The sequence below is a fragment of the Streptomyces sp. NPDC046727 genome, assembly GCF_040645635.1.
GTDB lineage: Bacteria > Actinomycetota > Actinomycetes > Streptomycetales > Streptomycetaceae > Streptomyces.
On record NZ_JBEYYR010000020.1, the window covers coordinates 76,828 to 92,299 of the forward strand.

Annotated in this window: 12 protein-coding genes; 7 read left to right on the forward strand and 5 right to left on the reverse strand. The window is 73.5% G+C overall.

Annotated features, from left to right (window positions below):
* Nucleotides 1-44: 44 nt before the first annotated feature.
* Nucleotides 45-1,463, reverse strand: a complete 1,419-nt coding sequence (locus ABZ937_RS24140) for a S1 family peptidase (RefSeq protein WP_361695234.1) — start codon at nt 1,461-1,463, stop codon at nt 45-47.
* Nucleotides 1,464-1,674: 211 nt separating this feature from the next.
* Between ABZ937_RS24140 and ABZ937_RS24145 the strand changes: the two genes are divergently transcribed.
* The 5 genes from ABZ937_RS24145 to ABZ937_RS24165 all read left to right on the forward strand — a co-directional run bounded on the left by ABZ937_RS24145 (nt 1,675) and on the right by ABZ937_RS24165 (nt 8,722).
* Nucleotides 1,675-2,088 (forward strand): PaaI family thioesterase, encoded by a 414-nt coding sequence (locus ABZ937_RS24145; protein ID WP_103816444.1) that lies wholly within the window; start codon nt 1,675-1,677, stop codon nt 2,086-2,088.
* A 454-nt stretch (nt 2,089-2,542) separates the two neighbouring features.
* Nucleotides 2,543-2,761 (forward strand): type A2 lantipeptide, encoded by a 219-nt coding sequence (locus tag ABZ937_RS24150; protein WP_361695101.1) that lies wholly within the window; start codon nt 2,543-2,545, stop codon nt 2,759-2,761.
* Nucleotides 2,762-2,878: 117 nt separating this feature from the next.
* Nucleotides 2,879-3,685, forward strand: coding sequence for an HlyD family efflux transporter periplasmic adaptor subunit (locus tag ABZ937_RS24155; protein WP_361695103.1), 807 nt, complete (start codon nt 2,879-2,881; stop codon nt 3,683-3,685).
* A complete protein-coding gene (locus ABZ937_RS24160; RefSeq protein ID WP_361695105.1) occupies nt 3,682-5,904 on the forward strand; it encodes an NHLP family bacteriocin export ABC transporter peptidase/permease/ATPase subunit in 2,223 nt (740 codons plus the stop codon). The genes ABZ937_RS24155 and ABZ937_RS24160 overlap by 4 nt, the downstream gene beginning before the upstream one ends.
* Before the next feature lies 1 nt (nt 5,905).
* On the forward strand, nt 5,906-8,722 hold the full coding sequence (locus ABZ937_RS24165; RefSeq protein WP_361695107.1) for an NHLP bacteriocin export ABC transporter permease/ATPase subunit: 2,817 nt from the start codon (nt 5,906-5,908) through the stop codon (nt 8,720-8,722).
* On the opposite strand, the gene ABZ937_RS24170 is transcribed toward ABZ937_RS24165, so the two are convergent.
* Nucleotides 8,719-9,549: a ribonuclease BN gene (locus ABZ937_RS24170; RefSeq protein WP_361695109.1), complete on the reverse strand. Its 831-nt coding sequence runs from the start codon at nt 9,547-9,549 to the stop codon at nt 8,719-8,721. The genes ABZ937_RS24165 and ABZ937_RS24170 overlap by 4 nt on opposite strands.
* Before the next feature lie 252 nt (nt 9,550-9,801).
* Here ABZ937_RS24170 and ABZ937_RS24175 point away from each other — a divergent pair, with 252 nt between their 5' ends.
* Nucleotides 9,802-10,836: a galactosyldiacylglycerol synthase gene (locus ABZ937_RS24175; RefSeq protein ID WP_361695236.1), complete on the forward strand. Its 1,035-nt coding sequence runs from the start codon at nt 9,802-9,804 to the stop codon at nt 10,834-10,836.
* Between the two features lie 251 nt (nt 10,837-11,087).
* Here ABZ937_RS24175 and ABZ937_RS24180 read toward each other — a convergent pair whose 3' ends face one another.
* Genes ABZ937_RS24180 through ABZ937_RS24190 form a run of 3 tightly spaced genes read right to left on the reverse strand, consistent with a single transcriptional unit; the run spans nt 11,088 to nt 13,624 of the window.
* Nucleotides 11,088-11,834 (reverse strand): polysaccharide deacetylase family protein, encoded by a 747-nt coding sequence (locus tag ABZ937_RS24180; RefSeq protein ID WP_361695111.1) that lies wholly within the window; start codon nt 11,832-11,834, stop codon nt 11,088-11,090.
* Nucleotides 11,835-11,841: 7 nt separating this feature from the next.
* On the reverse strand, nt 11,842-12,762 hold the full coding sequence (locus ABZ937_RS24185; RefSeq protein ID WP_361695113.1) for a DMT family transporter: 921 nt from the start codon (nt 12,760-12,762) through the stop codon (nt 11,842-11,844).
* A gap of 7 nt (nt 12,763-12,769) precedes the next feature.
* Complete coding sequence (locus tag ABZ937_RS24190; protein ID WP_361695115.1) at nt 12,770-13,624, reverse strand: SDR family NAD(P)-dependent oxidoreductase; 855 nt, start codon at nt 13,622-13,624, stop codon at nt 12,770-12,772.
* Nucleotides 13,625-13,956: 332 nt separating this feature from the next.
* On the opposite strand from ABZ937_RS24190, the gene ABZ937_RS24195 reads away from it, so the two are divergent.
* Nucleotides 13,957-15,465, forward strand: coding sequence for an MFS transporter (locus ABZ937_RS24195; protein WP_361695117.1), 1,509 nt, complete (start codon nt 13,957-13,959; stop codon nt 15,463-15,465).
* Nucleotides 15,466-15,472: the final 7 nt, after the last annotated feature.

Sequence of the window (15,472 nt, forward strand, 5' to 3'; positions counted from 1 at the left end):
GAGGGGCGACTCAGTGAGTGCCCTACGAGACCTTGCGCGTCTGCTCAGTGGCCGCCGGTCTGGGCCGACGATCCGTCATCCGCCGCGGACGATCCGTCATCCGCCGCGCCGGCGCCGGACTGGTCCCCGGCCGCGCCGGACGGGTCGGCACCGCCACCGATCTGGTCGCCGCCGGCACCGGCCTGGTCACCCGCACCCGCCTCGTCGCCCGCACCGGCCTGGTCGCCCGCACCGGCCTGATCACCGGCACCGGCCTGATCACCGGCGCCCGCCTGGTCACCGGCACCGGCACCGGCCTCGCCACCGGCACCGGCCTGGTCGCCGCCGCCGAGGGTCGCGCCGGTGGCCTGCAGGGCGGTGGTGACGGGCTGGAAGAAGGTCTCGCCGCCGCTGGTGCAGTCGCCGCTGCCGCCGGAGGTGAGGCCGAGGGCGCTGCCGTCCTGGGTGAACAGGGAGCCGCCGCTGTCACCGGGCTCGGCGCACACGTTGGTCTGGATGAGGCCGGTGACGGTGTCGACGCCGTTCGGGTCGGTCTCGCTCTGGAAGTTGACGGTGGCGTCGAGTCCGGTGACCTGGCCGTCGTGCAGCCCGGTGGTGGAACCCATGCGGAACACGGTCTCGCCGACGGTGGCGTCCGCGGCCTGGTTGATCTGCACGGTCTGGCCGTTGCCGGTGTTGACGTCGCTGGGCGCCTGGGTGTTCGGGTCGTTGTACTTGACGAGGGAGAAGTCGCCCTCGCCCGGGAAGGTGGCCTGGTCGACGGTGGCGATGGGCTGGCCGGTCTCGGAGTCGGACCACTCCTTGGCGGCGACCCCGCAGTGACCGGCCGTCAGGAAGGCGGGGCTGCCGTCGGAGGCGGTGACGTTGAAGCCGAGGGAGCAGCGGACGTTGCCGCCCTGCACCTGGGAGAAGATGGCGTCGCCGCCGGAGACGAAGGTCTTGAAGGTGCCGGAGGACTTCTTCAGGGTGGCCACGCCGGAGCCGAGGCTCTGCACGGTGGACTGGAGCCGGTTCCACTTGGCGCCGGTGACGGTGGAGTCGGCGGTGACGAGGACCTTGTTGGTGCGCGGGTCGACGGCCCAGGAGGTGCCGGGGATGGTCGCCTTGGTCTTCAGTGTCCGCGCGGCGGACGCCAGTTCGGCGGTGCTGTTCTCGACCTGGCGGACGACCGCGCCCGCCTTCTTCGCCTGGACGATGACGTTGTTGTCGCCGCTGACCACGTTGACGACGAGCTGCTGCTTGCCGCTGTCGTAGTAGGACCCGGCGAAGGCGTCACCGAGGATCTTCTGCAGCTGGGCGGCCAGGTCCGAGGCGTCACCGGCCTTCAGGGTCTTGGCGTCCGCCGTGCCGCCCGCGGCCGCGTCGTTGCGGTCCTGGGAGGCGTTGGCGTTGGGCAGCAGCAGGGCCGCCGCCCCGAGCGCCGCGACACCGCCCACCGCTATCGCGGCCTTGCGCTTGGGCATTCGCTTGTGACTCAACCTTCTCGACCTCCTGAGGACGGGGGTCTGCCGCTCGCGGGCAGTTCGCATCGGGGTGGGTATCGGGGCGCCTGGATGGCCGTACGTACGCACCGGCCGCGTGGTGTGTTCAATTCCGTTTCCCAACGGCGGTACCGGCGTGGCGAATCGGCCATGCTCCGCGTGTCGTGGCGGGCGGCCGGGAACAATCCCCCATATGACGATGACCACCGCCGAAGCCGACAAGATCCTCTCCGCCAACTTCGCCCCCTGGGTGCTCGATCTCGGGCTGACCGTGGAGGCGGTGGGCGAGGACCGGGCCGTGCTGCGTCTGCCCTGGTCGGACCGGCTGGCCCGGGAGGGCGGCGGGCTGTCGGGCCAGGCGCTGATGGCGGCGGCCGACACGGCGACGGTGATCGCGGTGTCGGCGGCCCGGGGCGGGTTCGTGCCGATGACGACGGTGCAGCAGTCGACGTCGTTCCAGCGGGCGGTGACCGGGGCGGATGTCCTGATCGAAGCGGTCCTGACGAAGCTGGGCCGACGGATGGCGTTCGCCGATGTCACGTTGAGCGATGCCGCCTCGGGTGCGCTCGCCGCCCGGGCGAGCACGGTCTACGCGATCCTGGGCTGACACACACAGCTACCGATCAGTAACGGTCAGCTCCGAACAGGAAGCGGAATCCCCTCTTCAGGGAATCTGCACATCCACTACCCAGGCACGTCACCGGCACCCGCGGTTCTGCACATCCGCGCGCCCCCTGGGACGCCTTTGGCGAGGAGTGCCGGATTCGCGATCCCACGGGCAAGGCACCCGAGGCGACGATGCCGTGCGGCATGTGAAGGAGTCGCCGACATGACGTGCGCACACCTGCACGGACGAACCCCTTCACAGGCCAAGTTCCCAGGTGAGAGCCCCTGGTTGATTGGAAGCGCGCCCCGCGTGCGTGCTTTGATCCATCGCACCGCGGGGGTCCGGCGGGCCTCCGGAGACGGGGGCCCGGCGCCCGTGGTCGCGGCCGTCCGTCTGTCCCCAGAGGGGGCCGCTCTCCCCCTTGTGAAATATCCATACGAAGGGAAGTTCCATCATGAACTCCACCCCCCAGGTTGAGACCGTCGAGATCTCGGACGCCGAGCTGGACAACGTCTCCGGCGGTCTGTCCTCCAACACCCTCAACAGCACCCTGGGCACCGTGAACGAGATCGCCCCGGGCGTCAACGGCCTGGTCAACACGGTCGTCGGCACGGTCGAGGGTGTCACCGGCCTGAACACCGCCCCGATCAACGGCCTGGTCGCCGGTCTCTGATCGCACCTCGGTGCCACCGAAGTCCCGGAGCCGTCCCTCGGCTCCGGGACTCTCGGGTGCCCGAAAGCACCCGCGTCTCGACACACATGCGTCTCTCCCACAGGTGAGGGAAGTCCCGTGCAGTTCCGCCAACAGGCCCTCGCCAAGCTCCAGTCACCGGAGGAGCTGGACCTTCCGGTGCGGCTCGCCCGCCCGCAGGGCTGGCTCGCGCTCGGCGTCACCGTCGTCGTCATGGCCGCCGCCTCGGTATGGGCGGTGACCGGCTCGGTCGCCTCCACGGTCGGCGCGCCGGCCGTCCTCACCCACGCCCAGGGCAGCTACCTGCTGCAGAGCCCCGTGTCCGGGCAGGTGACGGCCGTCCTGGCCCGGCAGGGCGAGCGGCTGCCCGCCGCCGCTCCCGTCCTCAAGGTCCGTACGGACACGGGTGATTCCGTGGTCCGTACCGTCGCCGCGGGCCGGGTGACCACGCTGGCCGCCGGCATCGGGCAGATCATCCGGACCGGCACCGGTGTCGCGTCGATCGAGAAGGTCGCCCACGCCTCCGACCCGCTGTACGCGACGGTGTACGTGCCCGCGGAGAACGCGGCCGCCATCCCGGCGCACGCCTCCGTCGACCTGACCGTGTCCTCCGTACCGGCACAGCGGTACGGAGTGCTCCGCGGGACGGTGAAGTCGGTGGACCGCACCGCGCAGTCCGCCCAGTCGATCTCCGCGTTCCTCGGCGACAGCCAGCTCGGCGAGAAGTTCACCCGCAAGGGCCGCCCGGTGGCCGTGCTGGTGGAACTCGACAAGGCCTCGTCCACGAAGAGCGGATACCGGTGGTCCACCGCCGGCGGGCCGCCGTTCCGGCTCGACTCCATGACCCTCGCCACCGGTTCCGTCCGGCTCGCCGACCAGCACCCCGTCGATTGGCTGCTCCCGTGACCACCGCCCAGGAGACCCGTGGCCGCAGACGAGCGGCCCCCGCCAGGCGGCCGGCCCCCAAGTCCCGTACCGGCACGGTCCGCACGCCCACCGTGCTGCAGATGGAGGCCGTGGAGTGCGGCGCCGCCTCCCTCGCGATGGTCCTCGGCCACTACGGCCGGCACGTCCCGCTGGAGGAGCTGCGCATCGCCTGCGGTGTCTCCCGCGACGGCTCCCGCGCCTCCAACCTGCTGAAGGCGGCCCGTGGTTACGGCCTCACCGCCAAGGGCATGCAGATGGATCTGGCCGCCCTCGCCGAGGTGCGCGCACCGGCCATCCTCTTCTGGGAGTTCAACCACTACGTCGTCTACGACGGCATGGGCCGCCGCTTCGGCCGGCGCGGGGTGTACGTCAACGACCCCGCCAAGGGCCGCCGTTTCGTGCCCATGGAGGAGTTCGACAGCAGCTTCACCGGTGTCGTGCTGGTGCTGGAGCCCGGCGAGGGCTTCACCAAGGGCGGGCGTCGCCCCGGTGTGCTCGGCGCGATGCCGGCCCGGCTGCGCGGCACCGCCGGCACCCTCCCGGCGGCGGTGCTCGCCAGCCTGCTGCTGGTCGCGGTCGGCGCGGCCGTGCCCGCGCTCAGCCGCACCTACATCGACATGTTCCTCATCGGCGGGCAGACCTCGCTGCTGAGCGTGCTGTTCACGTCGATGGCGGTGTGTGTGCTGCTCACGCTGGTGCTGACCTGGCTCCAGCAGGCCAACCTGCTGCACGGCCGGATCATCTCCTCCACCCTGTCCAGCGCCCGCTTCCTGCGCCATCTGCTGCGGCTGCCGGTGACGTTCTTCGCCCAGCGCTCCCCCGCCGACCTGGTGCAGCGCCTCCAGTCCAACGACCAGGTCGCCGAGACCCTGGCCCGCGACCTGGCGGCGGCCGGCGTGGACGCGATCGTGGTCGTCCTGTACGCCGTGCTCCTCTACACCTACGACCCGCAGCTGACCTTCCTCGGCATCGCGGTGGCCCTGCTGAACGTGGTGGCCATGCGGCTCGTCGTACGGCTGCGCGCGACCCGGACGGCGAAGCTGCGCGCGGACACCGCGCGGCTCACCAACACCTCGTACACCGGCCTGCAGCTGATCGAGACCATGAAGGCGACCGGCGGCGAGGACGGCTACTTCCGCAAGTGGGCCGGGCAGCACGCCACCACGCTGGAGGAGCAGCAGCGGCTCGGCGTGCCGAGCGCCTGGCTCGGCGTGGTCGCGCCGACGCTCGCCACCTTCAACAGCGCGCTCATCCTGTGGATCGGCGGGCTGCGCGCGGTCGAGGGGCACATCTCGGTCGGTCTGCTGGTGGCGTTCCAGGCGCTGGTCACCCGCTTCACCGCGCCGCTGACCCGGCTCAACGGCGTGGCCGGCCGCATCCAGGACTTCGCGGCCGACGTGGCCCGGCTGAAGGACGTGGAGAACTTCCAGGCCGACCCGCTCTACGCCCGCCCCGGCGGCGGCGACTCGACCCGGCGGCTGCACGGGCACGTCGAGCTGGAGAACATCACCTTCGGCTACAGCCCGCTGGACCAGCCGCTGCTGACCGGCTTCGACCTGACCGTCGGCCCGGGGCGGCAGGTGGCCCTGGTCGGCGGCTCGGGCAGCGGCAAGTCCACGGTCTCCCGGCTCATCTCCGGCCTCTACACGCCGTGGGACGGGGTGATCCGCATCGACGGCCGCCGGCTGGAGGACATCCCGCGCGGCGCGCTCGCCGCCTCCGTCTCCTTCGTCGACCAGGACGTCTTCCTCTTCGAGGGCTCCATCCGCGACAACGTCGCCCTGTGGGACCCGTCGATCCCCGACGAGGCCGTGGTGGAGGCGCTGCGCGACGCGGCGCTGTACGACGTGGTGATGCGCCGGCCCGGCGGCATCCACAGCAAGGTCGAGCAGGACGGCCGGAACTTCTCCGGCGGGCAGCGCCAGCGCCTGGAGATCGCGCGGGCGCTGGTGCGCCGGCCCAGCATCCTCGTCCTGGACGAGGTGACCAGCGCGCTGGACGCGGAGACCGAGCAGGTCGTGATGGACAACCTGCGGCGGCGCGGCTGCGCCTGTGTGGTGATCGCGCACCGGCTGAGCACGGTCCGCGACAGCGACGAGATCGTCGTCCTCCAGCACGGCACGGTCGTGGAGCGCGGGCGGCACGAGGAGCTGGTGGCGCGCAGTGGCGCGTACGCGGCGCTGGTCAGGGAGCGATGAGATGACCTCCGTACACGAAGGGGACCTCGTCCTCGGCGCGCTCGGCTCGCTGGGCACACGGCTGGACTGCGCCGGCCTGGGCCGGCTGGACCTGGAGGGTCCGCAGGTGCTGTGGCTGGTCGCGGCCGGCGCCCTGGACCTGTTCGCGGTGGACGCAGCCCAGCAGGGCCACTGGCACCACCTCGGCCGGCTGGAGGCGGGCACGCTGCTGCTCGGCCCGGTCGCCGGGCCCCAGCACACCCTGGTGGCGCGCCCGGTCCGGGACTGTGTGGTGCACCGCGTCAGCCTGCGCGAGCTGTACCAGCCGGCGCACACCCAGACGTGGTCGTACGACGAGTACGGCAACCCGCAGTACGTGCCGCCGACGTCGAGCCCGCTGGAGTACGCGCTCGCCCTCGGCGTCGGCCGCGGCCTGTCGGTGCTGTTCCAGGCGCCGATGGCCGAGGAGCGGGCCGCGGCCCCGGCCGACGACGACGTGTTCTGGATGCAGGTGCCGCCCGGCAGTGTGCAGTACGGCTCGCTGTACGGCGCGGAGGCCGCCGCCGATCTGCTGATGGACCCGGCGCTGTGGCAGAGCCTGGTCGACCAGCAGTACCGGCTGCTGACCGCGCTGGACCGCTGGATCGAGCAGCTGGAGCGCACCCACGAGACACGGACGGCCGCCGGGATCAAGGCCGGTGAGGCGGTCCGCGCCCAGGCCGACCAGACCCTGCTCGCCGCCATCGGCAAGCGCTCGGCCCGCCGTACGACGGCCGCCGACGCCGACGCCGGCTACGCGGCCTGCCGACTCGTCGCCGAGGCGGCCGGGATCACGCTGGCCGAGCCCGCGCAGAGCGGCACCGAGAGCGACCGGCTGGACCCGGTGGAGCGGGTGGCGCTGGCCTCCCGGGTGCGCACCCGGGCCGTCCGCCTGGACGGGCACTGGTGGCGGGAGAACGTGGGCCCTCTGGTCGGGCACCGCGCGCTGTCCGGAGCACCGGTCGCGCTGCTGTGGCGGCGCGGCGGCTATGTGGCCGTACAGCCGGCGACCGGCCGCGAGACGCCGGTCGAGAAGGCGAACGCGGAGGAGTTCGAGTCCCGCGCGGTGATGTTCTACCGGCCGCTGCCCGACAAGCGGCTCGGGCCGCTCGGGCTGCTGCGGTTCAGCCTCCGCGGCACCCGCGCCGACCTGCTGAACCTGCTGCTCGCCGGCCTGGTGACGGTGGCGATCGGCGCGCTGGTGCCGGTCGCCACCGGCAAGGTGCTCGGCGAGTACGTGCCGCGGGCGCAGGAGGGCCTGATCGTCCAGGTGTGCCTGGCGGTGATGGTGAGCGGCGTGGTCGCGGCGGCGTTCACGCTGCTGGAGAACCTGTCTATCCTGCGCCTCGAGGGCCGTATCGAGGCGGCGCTCCAGCCGGCCGTCTGGGATCGGCTGCTGCGGCTGCCCACCCGTTTCTTCACCCAGCGCTCGACCGGTGAACTGGCCAGTGCGGCCATGGGCATCAGCTCGATCCGCCGGCTGCTGGCGGGCGTCGGCCCGGTGGTCGCCCAGTCGGTGACCGTCGGCGCGATGAACCTGGGGCTGCTGCTGTGGTACAGCGTGCCGATGGCGCTCGCGGCGATCGGGATGCTCGTCGTCATCGGGGCCGTGTTCACGGGGCTCGGGCTGTGGCAGGTGCGCTGGCAGCGGCGCCTCGTGGTGCTCGGCAACAAGCTGAACAACCAGGCGTTCCAGACCCTGCGCGGGCTGCCCAAGCTGCGGGTGGCCTCGGCGGAGAACTACGCGTACGCGGCCTGGGCGCGGGAGTTCGCCCGCAGCCGGGAACTCCAGCAGCGGGTCGGCCGGATCAAGAACCTCACCACGGTCCTCGGCGCGGTCTATCTGCCGGTGTGCACCCTGCTGATGTTCATGCTGCTGGCGGGTCCGGCCAAGGGCGCGATGTCGGCGGCGGACTTCCTCACCTTCAACACGTCGGTGACCATGGTGCTGACCTCGGTCACCCAGCTGACCGGCGCGTTCGTGTCGGCGGTGGCGGCGCTGCCGCTGTTCGAGGAGATCAAGCCGGTGCTGGAGGCCACACCGGAGGTGCGGACGGGGAGCACCCGCCCCGGTCCGCTGTCGGGCGCCGTGGAGGCCCGCCGGCTCTCCTTCCGGTACGCCGACGACGGCCCGCTCGTCCTGGACGACGTGTCCTTCACGGCACGGCCGGGCGAGTTCGTGGCGGTCGTCGGCCCGAGCGGCTGCGGCAAGTCCACGCTGCTGCGCCTGCTCATCGGCTTCGACCGGCCGGTCTCCGGCAGCGTCCTGTACGACGGCCAGGACCTCGGGGCGCTCGACCAGTCCGCGGTGCGCCGCCAGTGCGGGGTGGTGCTCCAGCACGCGCAGCCGTTCACCGGCTCGATCCTGGACGTCATCTGCGGTACCGAGCCGTACACGCCGGAGGAGGCGATGGCGGCGGCCGAGCTGGCGGGGCTCGCGGAGGACATCAAGCGGATGCCGATGGGGCTGCACACGATCGTCGCGGCGGGCGGCGCGATCTCCGGCGGCCAGCGGCAGCGCCTGATGATCGCCCAGGCCCTGATCCGGCGACCGCGGATCCTGTTCTTCGACGAGGCGACCAGTGCCCTGGACAACGACACCCAGCGCATCGTCATGGACAGCACCCGCAAGCTGAACGCCACCCGGATCGTCATCGCGCACCGGCTGTCGACCGTCATGGACGCCGACCGGGTGATCGTGATGGAGGACGGGAAGGTCGTCCAGCAGGGCTCACCGGCCGAACTCCTCGCGGACACCGGGGGCCGGCTGCACGAGCTGGTGCGCCGGCAGCTCGCCTAGGCGGGCTCCTCCTCGTCCCCCGGCCCGTCCGGCTCGTCGCGGTGGTGGGACGGCATCCAGTGGTGCTCGGTGAACCAGCGGCCGAACAGGGCGCCGCCGTAGATGACGAACCCGACGCCGATGAGCCAGGACTCGACGACGAGGACGGTGCCGACGGCGCCGTAGCTGAGGGCGTTGGTGACGATCAGCGGGGTGAAGACGAGGTAGGAGAAAGCCCGCAGGCCGGCCAGGCCGATGACGGTGGCCAGCGCGCCGGGCAGCAGGGACCGCCAGTGCACCTGCCCGCCGAGCAGGAAGCGCTGCCCCCACCAGAAGAAGAGCACCGCGCTGGCCGTGGACAGCGCGATCCGCTGGCCGCCGTGCAGCGCCTCCTTCGTCGCCACCTCCTGGTAGAGGTAGCCCGTCAGCACCACCAGCCAGGTCGCCTGCCGCCACACCCGGTGCCAGGGTCCGGCCGCCAGGCCCCAGATCCGCTCGTAGGCGTTCTGCACGCTGCCGCCGAAGGCCACGCCGAACACGGCGAGCAGCACGCCGCCCCAGACGCTGGTAGCGCCGATGACCTTGCGCGGCGGGCTGATGACGTCGGTGAGGACGTGCGCGGACCGGCCGGACAGCCCCATGCCGTCGGTGAGCCAGGAGGCGAAGCCGCCCCGCGCCAGGGGGTCGGCCGCGGCGACGACGATCAGCAGGGGCGCCAGCGTCACCAGGGCCAGGGTGGCGAATCCCATGGCCCGGTGCATCAGCTCCAGCTCCCGCCCGTGCTCGAACAGGGCCTGAACCCGCAGCCACTCCCAAGCGCGGTGCAGGCCGCGCCGCAACCGCTTCACGGCTCCTCCCGTGCTCGCCGCCCACCCGCTGTCCTGTGCCGGTTCCTCCAGCGTGGCACGCGCCGGGCGACTCGCAGCCGGAGGGCGGGCACCGGCACGGCGGGCTGGTGCGCCCGGGTGACCGTCCGGTCGCGCGACACGGCCGGCGGTCCGCCGTCCGCGTGCCCTGCCGGCGGACAATCGGAACCCGTGGAGACCACCGACCACGAGGCGCCGGGCGGCCGGCGGCGAACGCTGATCGTGAGCGCGAGCATGGGAGCCGGCCATGACACCGTGGCCGCCGAACTCGCGCGGCGGGCCGCGGCGCGGGGGCACGAGGCCCATGTGGTCGATGTGCTGCGGCTGCTGCCGTACGGCCTGGGGGCGGGGCTGCGCCGCGGCTACCGGACGGCGGTGCGGCGGCTGCCCTGGGTGTACGCCGGAATCTACGGCGCGTTCCTGCGCCAGGGTCCCGGCCCGCGCCCGAGCGGGGTCCCGCTGGCCCGGCTCGCCGGGGACCGGCTGACGGAACTGGTGGAGCGGCTGGGCGCCGACGCGGTGGTGCCGGTCTTCCACCTGGCGGCGCAGCTGACCGGCCATCTGCGGGCCCGGGGCAGGCTGCGGGTGCCGAGCACGGTCTTCCTGCTCGACTTCGCGGTGCACCGGCAGTGGCTGCACCCGGGCAACGACCGGTACCTGTGCCTCACGGACCCGGCGGCGGAGGAGGTGCGGCGGGCCGTCGCCGCGCCGGTGATCACGACCGGGCCGGTGGTCGCGCCCGCCTTCCGGGCAGCGGCCCCGGGAGCGGACCGGTGGCGGGAGCGGTTCGCCGGGCGGGCGCCGGTCCTGCTCTCCGCGGGCGCGTGGGGCGCGGCGTCCCGCCCGGCCGCGACCGCCCGGCTGCTGGCGGCGGCCGGCTGGCTGCCGGTGGTGCTGTGCGGCCGTGACGAGCGGCTGCTCGCTCGCATGTCCGGGGAGCCGGCGGCGGTGGCCCTGGGCTGGGTCGACGACATGCCCGGGCTGCTGGCCTCGTGCTACGCCCTGGTGGACAACGCCGCCGGCCAGACCGCCGTCCAGGCCCTCGCCACGGGCCTGCCCGTGATCGGCCACCGCCCGCTGCCCGGCCACGGCGCGGACGGCGTACGCCGGATGGCCGACCTGGGCCTGTCCGACCTCGCCCCCAACGGCCCCGCGCTGCTGGCGGCCCTGAACGGACTCGCGCCGGGCAGCCGGGAACGCGAGGAGCGGGTGAGCCGCGGCCAGGCACTGTTCCGACGCGATGCACTGGAGTACGTGACGGAGCTGTGAGCCGGAGCTGTGAGCCGCACCGGGTGACACGGCGGCAACTCCGCCCTCTCACCACTGCGGCGCCCCTTCCTCAACCCATCCCGGACGATGGCCGGCAGAACGTCCGGGGTCGCGTGCCGGCAGCCGGGAGCGGAGGAACCGTCGAAGCCGTCCAGCACGGTGCCGACGCAATGCGCCGGAGCACCTGACGAAGCTGTGAACCGCAGCGGGTGACACGGAAGCGGCACCCGCTCCCCTTCGTCGTCCGTCGATCACCCACAGCCCCGGATCGGGCCGTGCTCGCGCAGTGGCCCGAGCGTGAGGCCCGCCTCGTGGCAGTCCCGGACGATGGCCGGCAGGGCGTCCAGGGTCGCGTGCCAGCAGCCGGGGGCGGAGTAGCGGTCGGAGTCGTGCAGCAGCACGGTGCCGCCGGCCCGCAGGCCTGCGGCGACGCGGACGCGTACGGACGCGGGTGTGGCGTCAGGTGTCCAGTCCCTGCCCCACGCGGACCACAGGACCGTCCGCAGCGCGGCCCGCCGGGCGGCCCGGCGGCGGCTCGCGGTGAGGATGCCGTACGGCGGGCGGTACCACTGGGGGCGCTCGCCGGTGAGGTCGTGCACCGCGCGGACGGTCCGGGCGACCTCCTCGGCGTCGCGGGCGAGGGCGAGCCGCCAGGGCCGGTCGTGGTGCCAGCCGTGCACCCCCAGCTCGTGCCCGCGCCGTACGGTCTCGCGGGCCACGGCGGGATGGCGGACCACGTGTTCGCCGACCACGAAGAAGGTGGCCCGCACCCCGAGCCCGTCCAGCGCGTCGAGGAAGCGCGGGGTCGACACGGGGTCCGGACCGTCGTCGAAGGTGAGCGCGATGTGCCGGCGGCGGCCGATCCCGGCGAGCCCGGGGAAGAGCGCCCGCCGTACGCCCGGGAGCCAGGTGGCCGCCGGGCCGATGTGGGCCGCGGCGACACCGGCCGGCACCAGGACGGCGGCGGTGCGCCAGGGGCGGCGGGACACGGGGGGCATCGGTGACCTACCTCCTCGGTGTGCGCGGGACGGCGGCGGAGGGGGAGCACACCGTCGGCTCCCCGGCGTCCCACTCCCCGCCGACGGACGGAGCGTGGGCCAGGCCGATGCTGCCTGTGCCGATCAGGGCGACGCCGATCGCCTCCGGCAGCAGACTCAGGCCCAGGTGGATGCTCTCGGCGAACAGCACCCAGCCGAGTACGACGCTGGTGAGGGCGTCGCCGAGGGTGAGGGCGGGCTGGGAGGCCGTCAGCGAGCCGGCGGCCAGCGCGCTCTGCAGCAGCAGGAAGGCGACGAGCCCCGCGCCCAGGGTGGCGTACAGCGACCAGTGCGCGAACATCGCCCCGGGCCCGTGCGCGAGCCGCCCCACGGCCTCCTTGAGCAGCGCCGCCGTCGTGGCGAAGGACACCGCGGAGGCGAGTCCGAGCAGCGCGGCCCGGCACGCGCCCCCCGACGGGCGCGCGGCCAGCACGAGCAGGACGACGGCGCCGAGCGCCCCGCCGCCGCCCAGCAGCCAGTCCCCCGGCCGCGCGGTGGACCGGCCGGGGGACGGCGCGGCGGCCAGCAGGAACAGGGCCAGCCCGCCGGCCAGGGCGACGAACGCCAGCCAGGTCCGGGCGTCGGGGTGGCGCCGGAACACGACGCTGCCCACGGCCAGGGTGAACAGCAGCTCGGCGGCGAGCAGGGGCTGGACCAGGGACAGGCTGCCCACGGCCAGCGCCCCGGCCTGCAGCAGGCTGGACAGTGCCAGCAGCCCGGCGCCCGCCAGCCAGTAGGGGCGCCGCAACAGCCGGGCGAGCCGGCGCACGGCGGACCCCGCCCCGCCCCCCTGGTCCGGCTCCTGCACGGCGGCCCGGCGCTGCAGCACCGAGGCGGCCGCGTTGGACAGGGCCGCGAGCAGGGCGAGCAGCACCGTGAGGGCGGTCATGGCCCGCTCATCCGAAGCGGGCGGCGAGCCGCCGGTAGAGCCCGGGCGCGGCACCGCGCAGCCGGGCGGGCAGGCGTAGCCACCCGGGGACGTACACCTCGTCCCTGCCGTGCAGTACGGCGGCGCAGACGGCGTCCGCGACGCGCTCGGGGGGCATCGGGCGCGGCCAGGTCCGTGTGTAGGGGGTGCCCCGCCGGTCGACGAAGGGCGTGTCGACCACGCCGGGAACCACCAGGCTGACGCCCACTCCGGTGTCGCGCAACTCGTAGCGGAGGGCGTCGGCGAACGTGGCCACGGCGGCCTTCGCCGCGGAGTAGACGGCTTCCCCGCGCACGCCCACGCTGCCGGCGACGGACCCGATGAGCACGATGCGTCCGGATCCGGCCGCGACCATGTGGGGCAGCAGCGTGCGCACCAGGTGCAGGGTGGCGAGCAGGTCGACGCCGACGACCTCGTCGATGCGGGCGGCGGGCATGCCGGTGAAGTCTCCTGCCCAGCCCACGCCGGCGCCCGCCACCAGCAGGTCCAGCCCTCCGAGGTGGTCCAGGGCGAGGCCGGTGAGCCGGTGGCCGGCGCCGGGCCGGGTCAGGTCCCCGGGCAGGGCGAGCGCACCGGCCTGGGCGGCCACTTGCTCCAGTCGGGTGACATCGCGCCCGTTCAGCGCCAGCCGCCAGCCCCCTTCGGCGGCCAGCCGGCGGGCCACGGCGGCACCGATGCCCGAGGAGGCGCCCGTCACCAGGGCGGCACCGCCCCGCGCGGCCGTTCCCCGGCCGGAGCGCGAGGCGGCGTCCGTCTCCCCGGCCGAGGCCGGCACCGGCCGGGTGCCGTTCGACGGTCCTGCGGGGGACGGGGCATGGGACATGGTGACGACCTCACTGCGACGGCGTGCACGGGCTCGCGAACTCCGGGGCCGAACCCTCGCGGTGTATCCAGGGCGCCACACACTGAAACACCGCGCACCTCGCGTCACCTCGGGTGACTGCGACCGGCGGGCCGGGCCGGTCGGTCCAGGCCCGGCACCGGGGTGCCCGAGGGCACTCCGGCGGAGAGGTAGCCGTCGCCGTTCGTCGTCACCTCCGGAATAAAGAAACGTTGCCGTTTCGCTCGCTCTCCCGTAGGCTCGATGTGTACGAAACAGTTTCGTTTACGAGCTGTTTGCCTTCCGCACCCGAACGACCTCCCTGGAGCGGCTCCATGCCCGAGAAGACCCTGGCCGAAGGCTCCCGCGCGGGAGCGGTGGGGATAGAGCACGGCGGCGCGGCCTCGCCCAAGCGGTGGTGGATCCTCGCGGTCGTCGCGATCGCCCAGCTGATGGTGGTCCTCGACGCGACCATCGTGAACATCGCCCTGCCGTCCGCCCAGACCGACCTCGGCTTCTCCGACGGCAACCGGCAGTGGATCGTCACCGCCTACGCGCTGGCCTTCGCCTCCCTGCTGCTGCTCGGCGGCCGGATCGCCGACCTGTTCGGCCGCAAGCCCGCCTTCCTCGTCGGCGTCGTCGGCTTCGCCGCGGCCTCCGCGCTCGGCGGCGCCGCGAACGGCTTCACCATGCTGGTCGCGGCCCGCGCCCTGCAGGGCGTCTTCGGCGCGCTCCTCGCCCCCGCCGCACTGTCGCTGCTCAACACCACGTTCACCGACGCCCGGGAGCGGGCGCGCGCGTTCAGCGTGTACGGCGCGATCGCCGGTGCCGGCGGCGCGGTCGGCCTGCTGCTCGGCGGTGTGCTGACCGACGCGCTGGACTGGCGCTGGACGCTGTACGTGAACGTGGCCATCGCGGTCGTCGCCTTCGCCGGCGGCTGGACGCTGCTGGGCAACCACCGCGACGCTACGAACGCCAAGCTCGACGTGCCCGGCACGGTCCTGGTCGCCGGCGGCCTGTTCGCCCTGGTCTACGGCTTCTCCAACGCCGAGACCCACGACTGGGACTCGCCGCTGACCTGGGGCTTCCTGATCGCGGGCGGTCTCCTGCTGACGGCCTTCACCTGGTGGCAGACCCGGGCGGCGCACCCCCTGCTGCCGCTGCGCATCCTGCTCGACCGCGACCGCGCCGCCTCCTTCCTCGCGGTGCTCATCACCGGCGCGGGCATGTTCGGCGTGTTCCTCTTCCTGACCTACTACCTCCAGCTCAACCTCGGCTTCAGCCCCACGAAGACCGGTGTGGCGTTCCTGCCGATGGTCGGCGCGCTGATGGTGACCGCGCAGGCCGGCACCACGCTGCTGCTGCCCCGGCTCGGCCCGAAGACCGTCATCCCGCTGGGCTTCGCCGTCGCCACGGCCGGCATGGCCTGGCTGACCGGCATCGGCGTCGGCTCCTCCTACGCAAGCGCGGTGCTGCCGCAGCTGATCGTGATCGGTGTGGGCCTCGGCCTGGTCATGCCGCCGGCCATGCAGCTGGCCACCGGCGGGGTCGCGGCCGAGGACGCGGGCGTGGCCTCCGCGACCGTCAACGCCATGCAGCAGGTGGGCGGATCGATCGGCACGGCCCTGCTGAACACCCTCGCATCGAGCGCCGCCACGGACTACCTGTCCGGCCGGGACGCCACCAGCAAGCTGGTGCGGGCCCAGGCCACCATCGAGAGCTACACCACCGCCTTCTGGTGGTCGGCGGTCCTCTTCGGCGCCGGCGCGGTCATCGCCTTCCTCTGCTACCGGCGCGGGGTACCGCGGCAGGACGCGGGCGCCGCACCAGTCGTCCACATGTGACGACCAC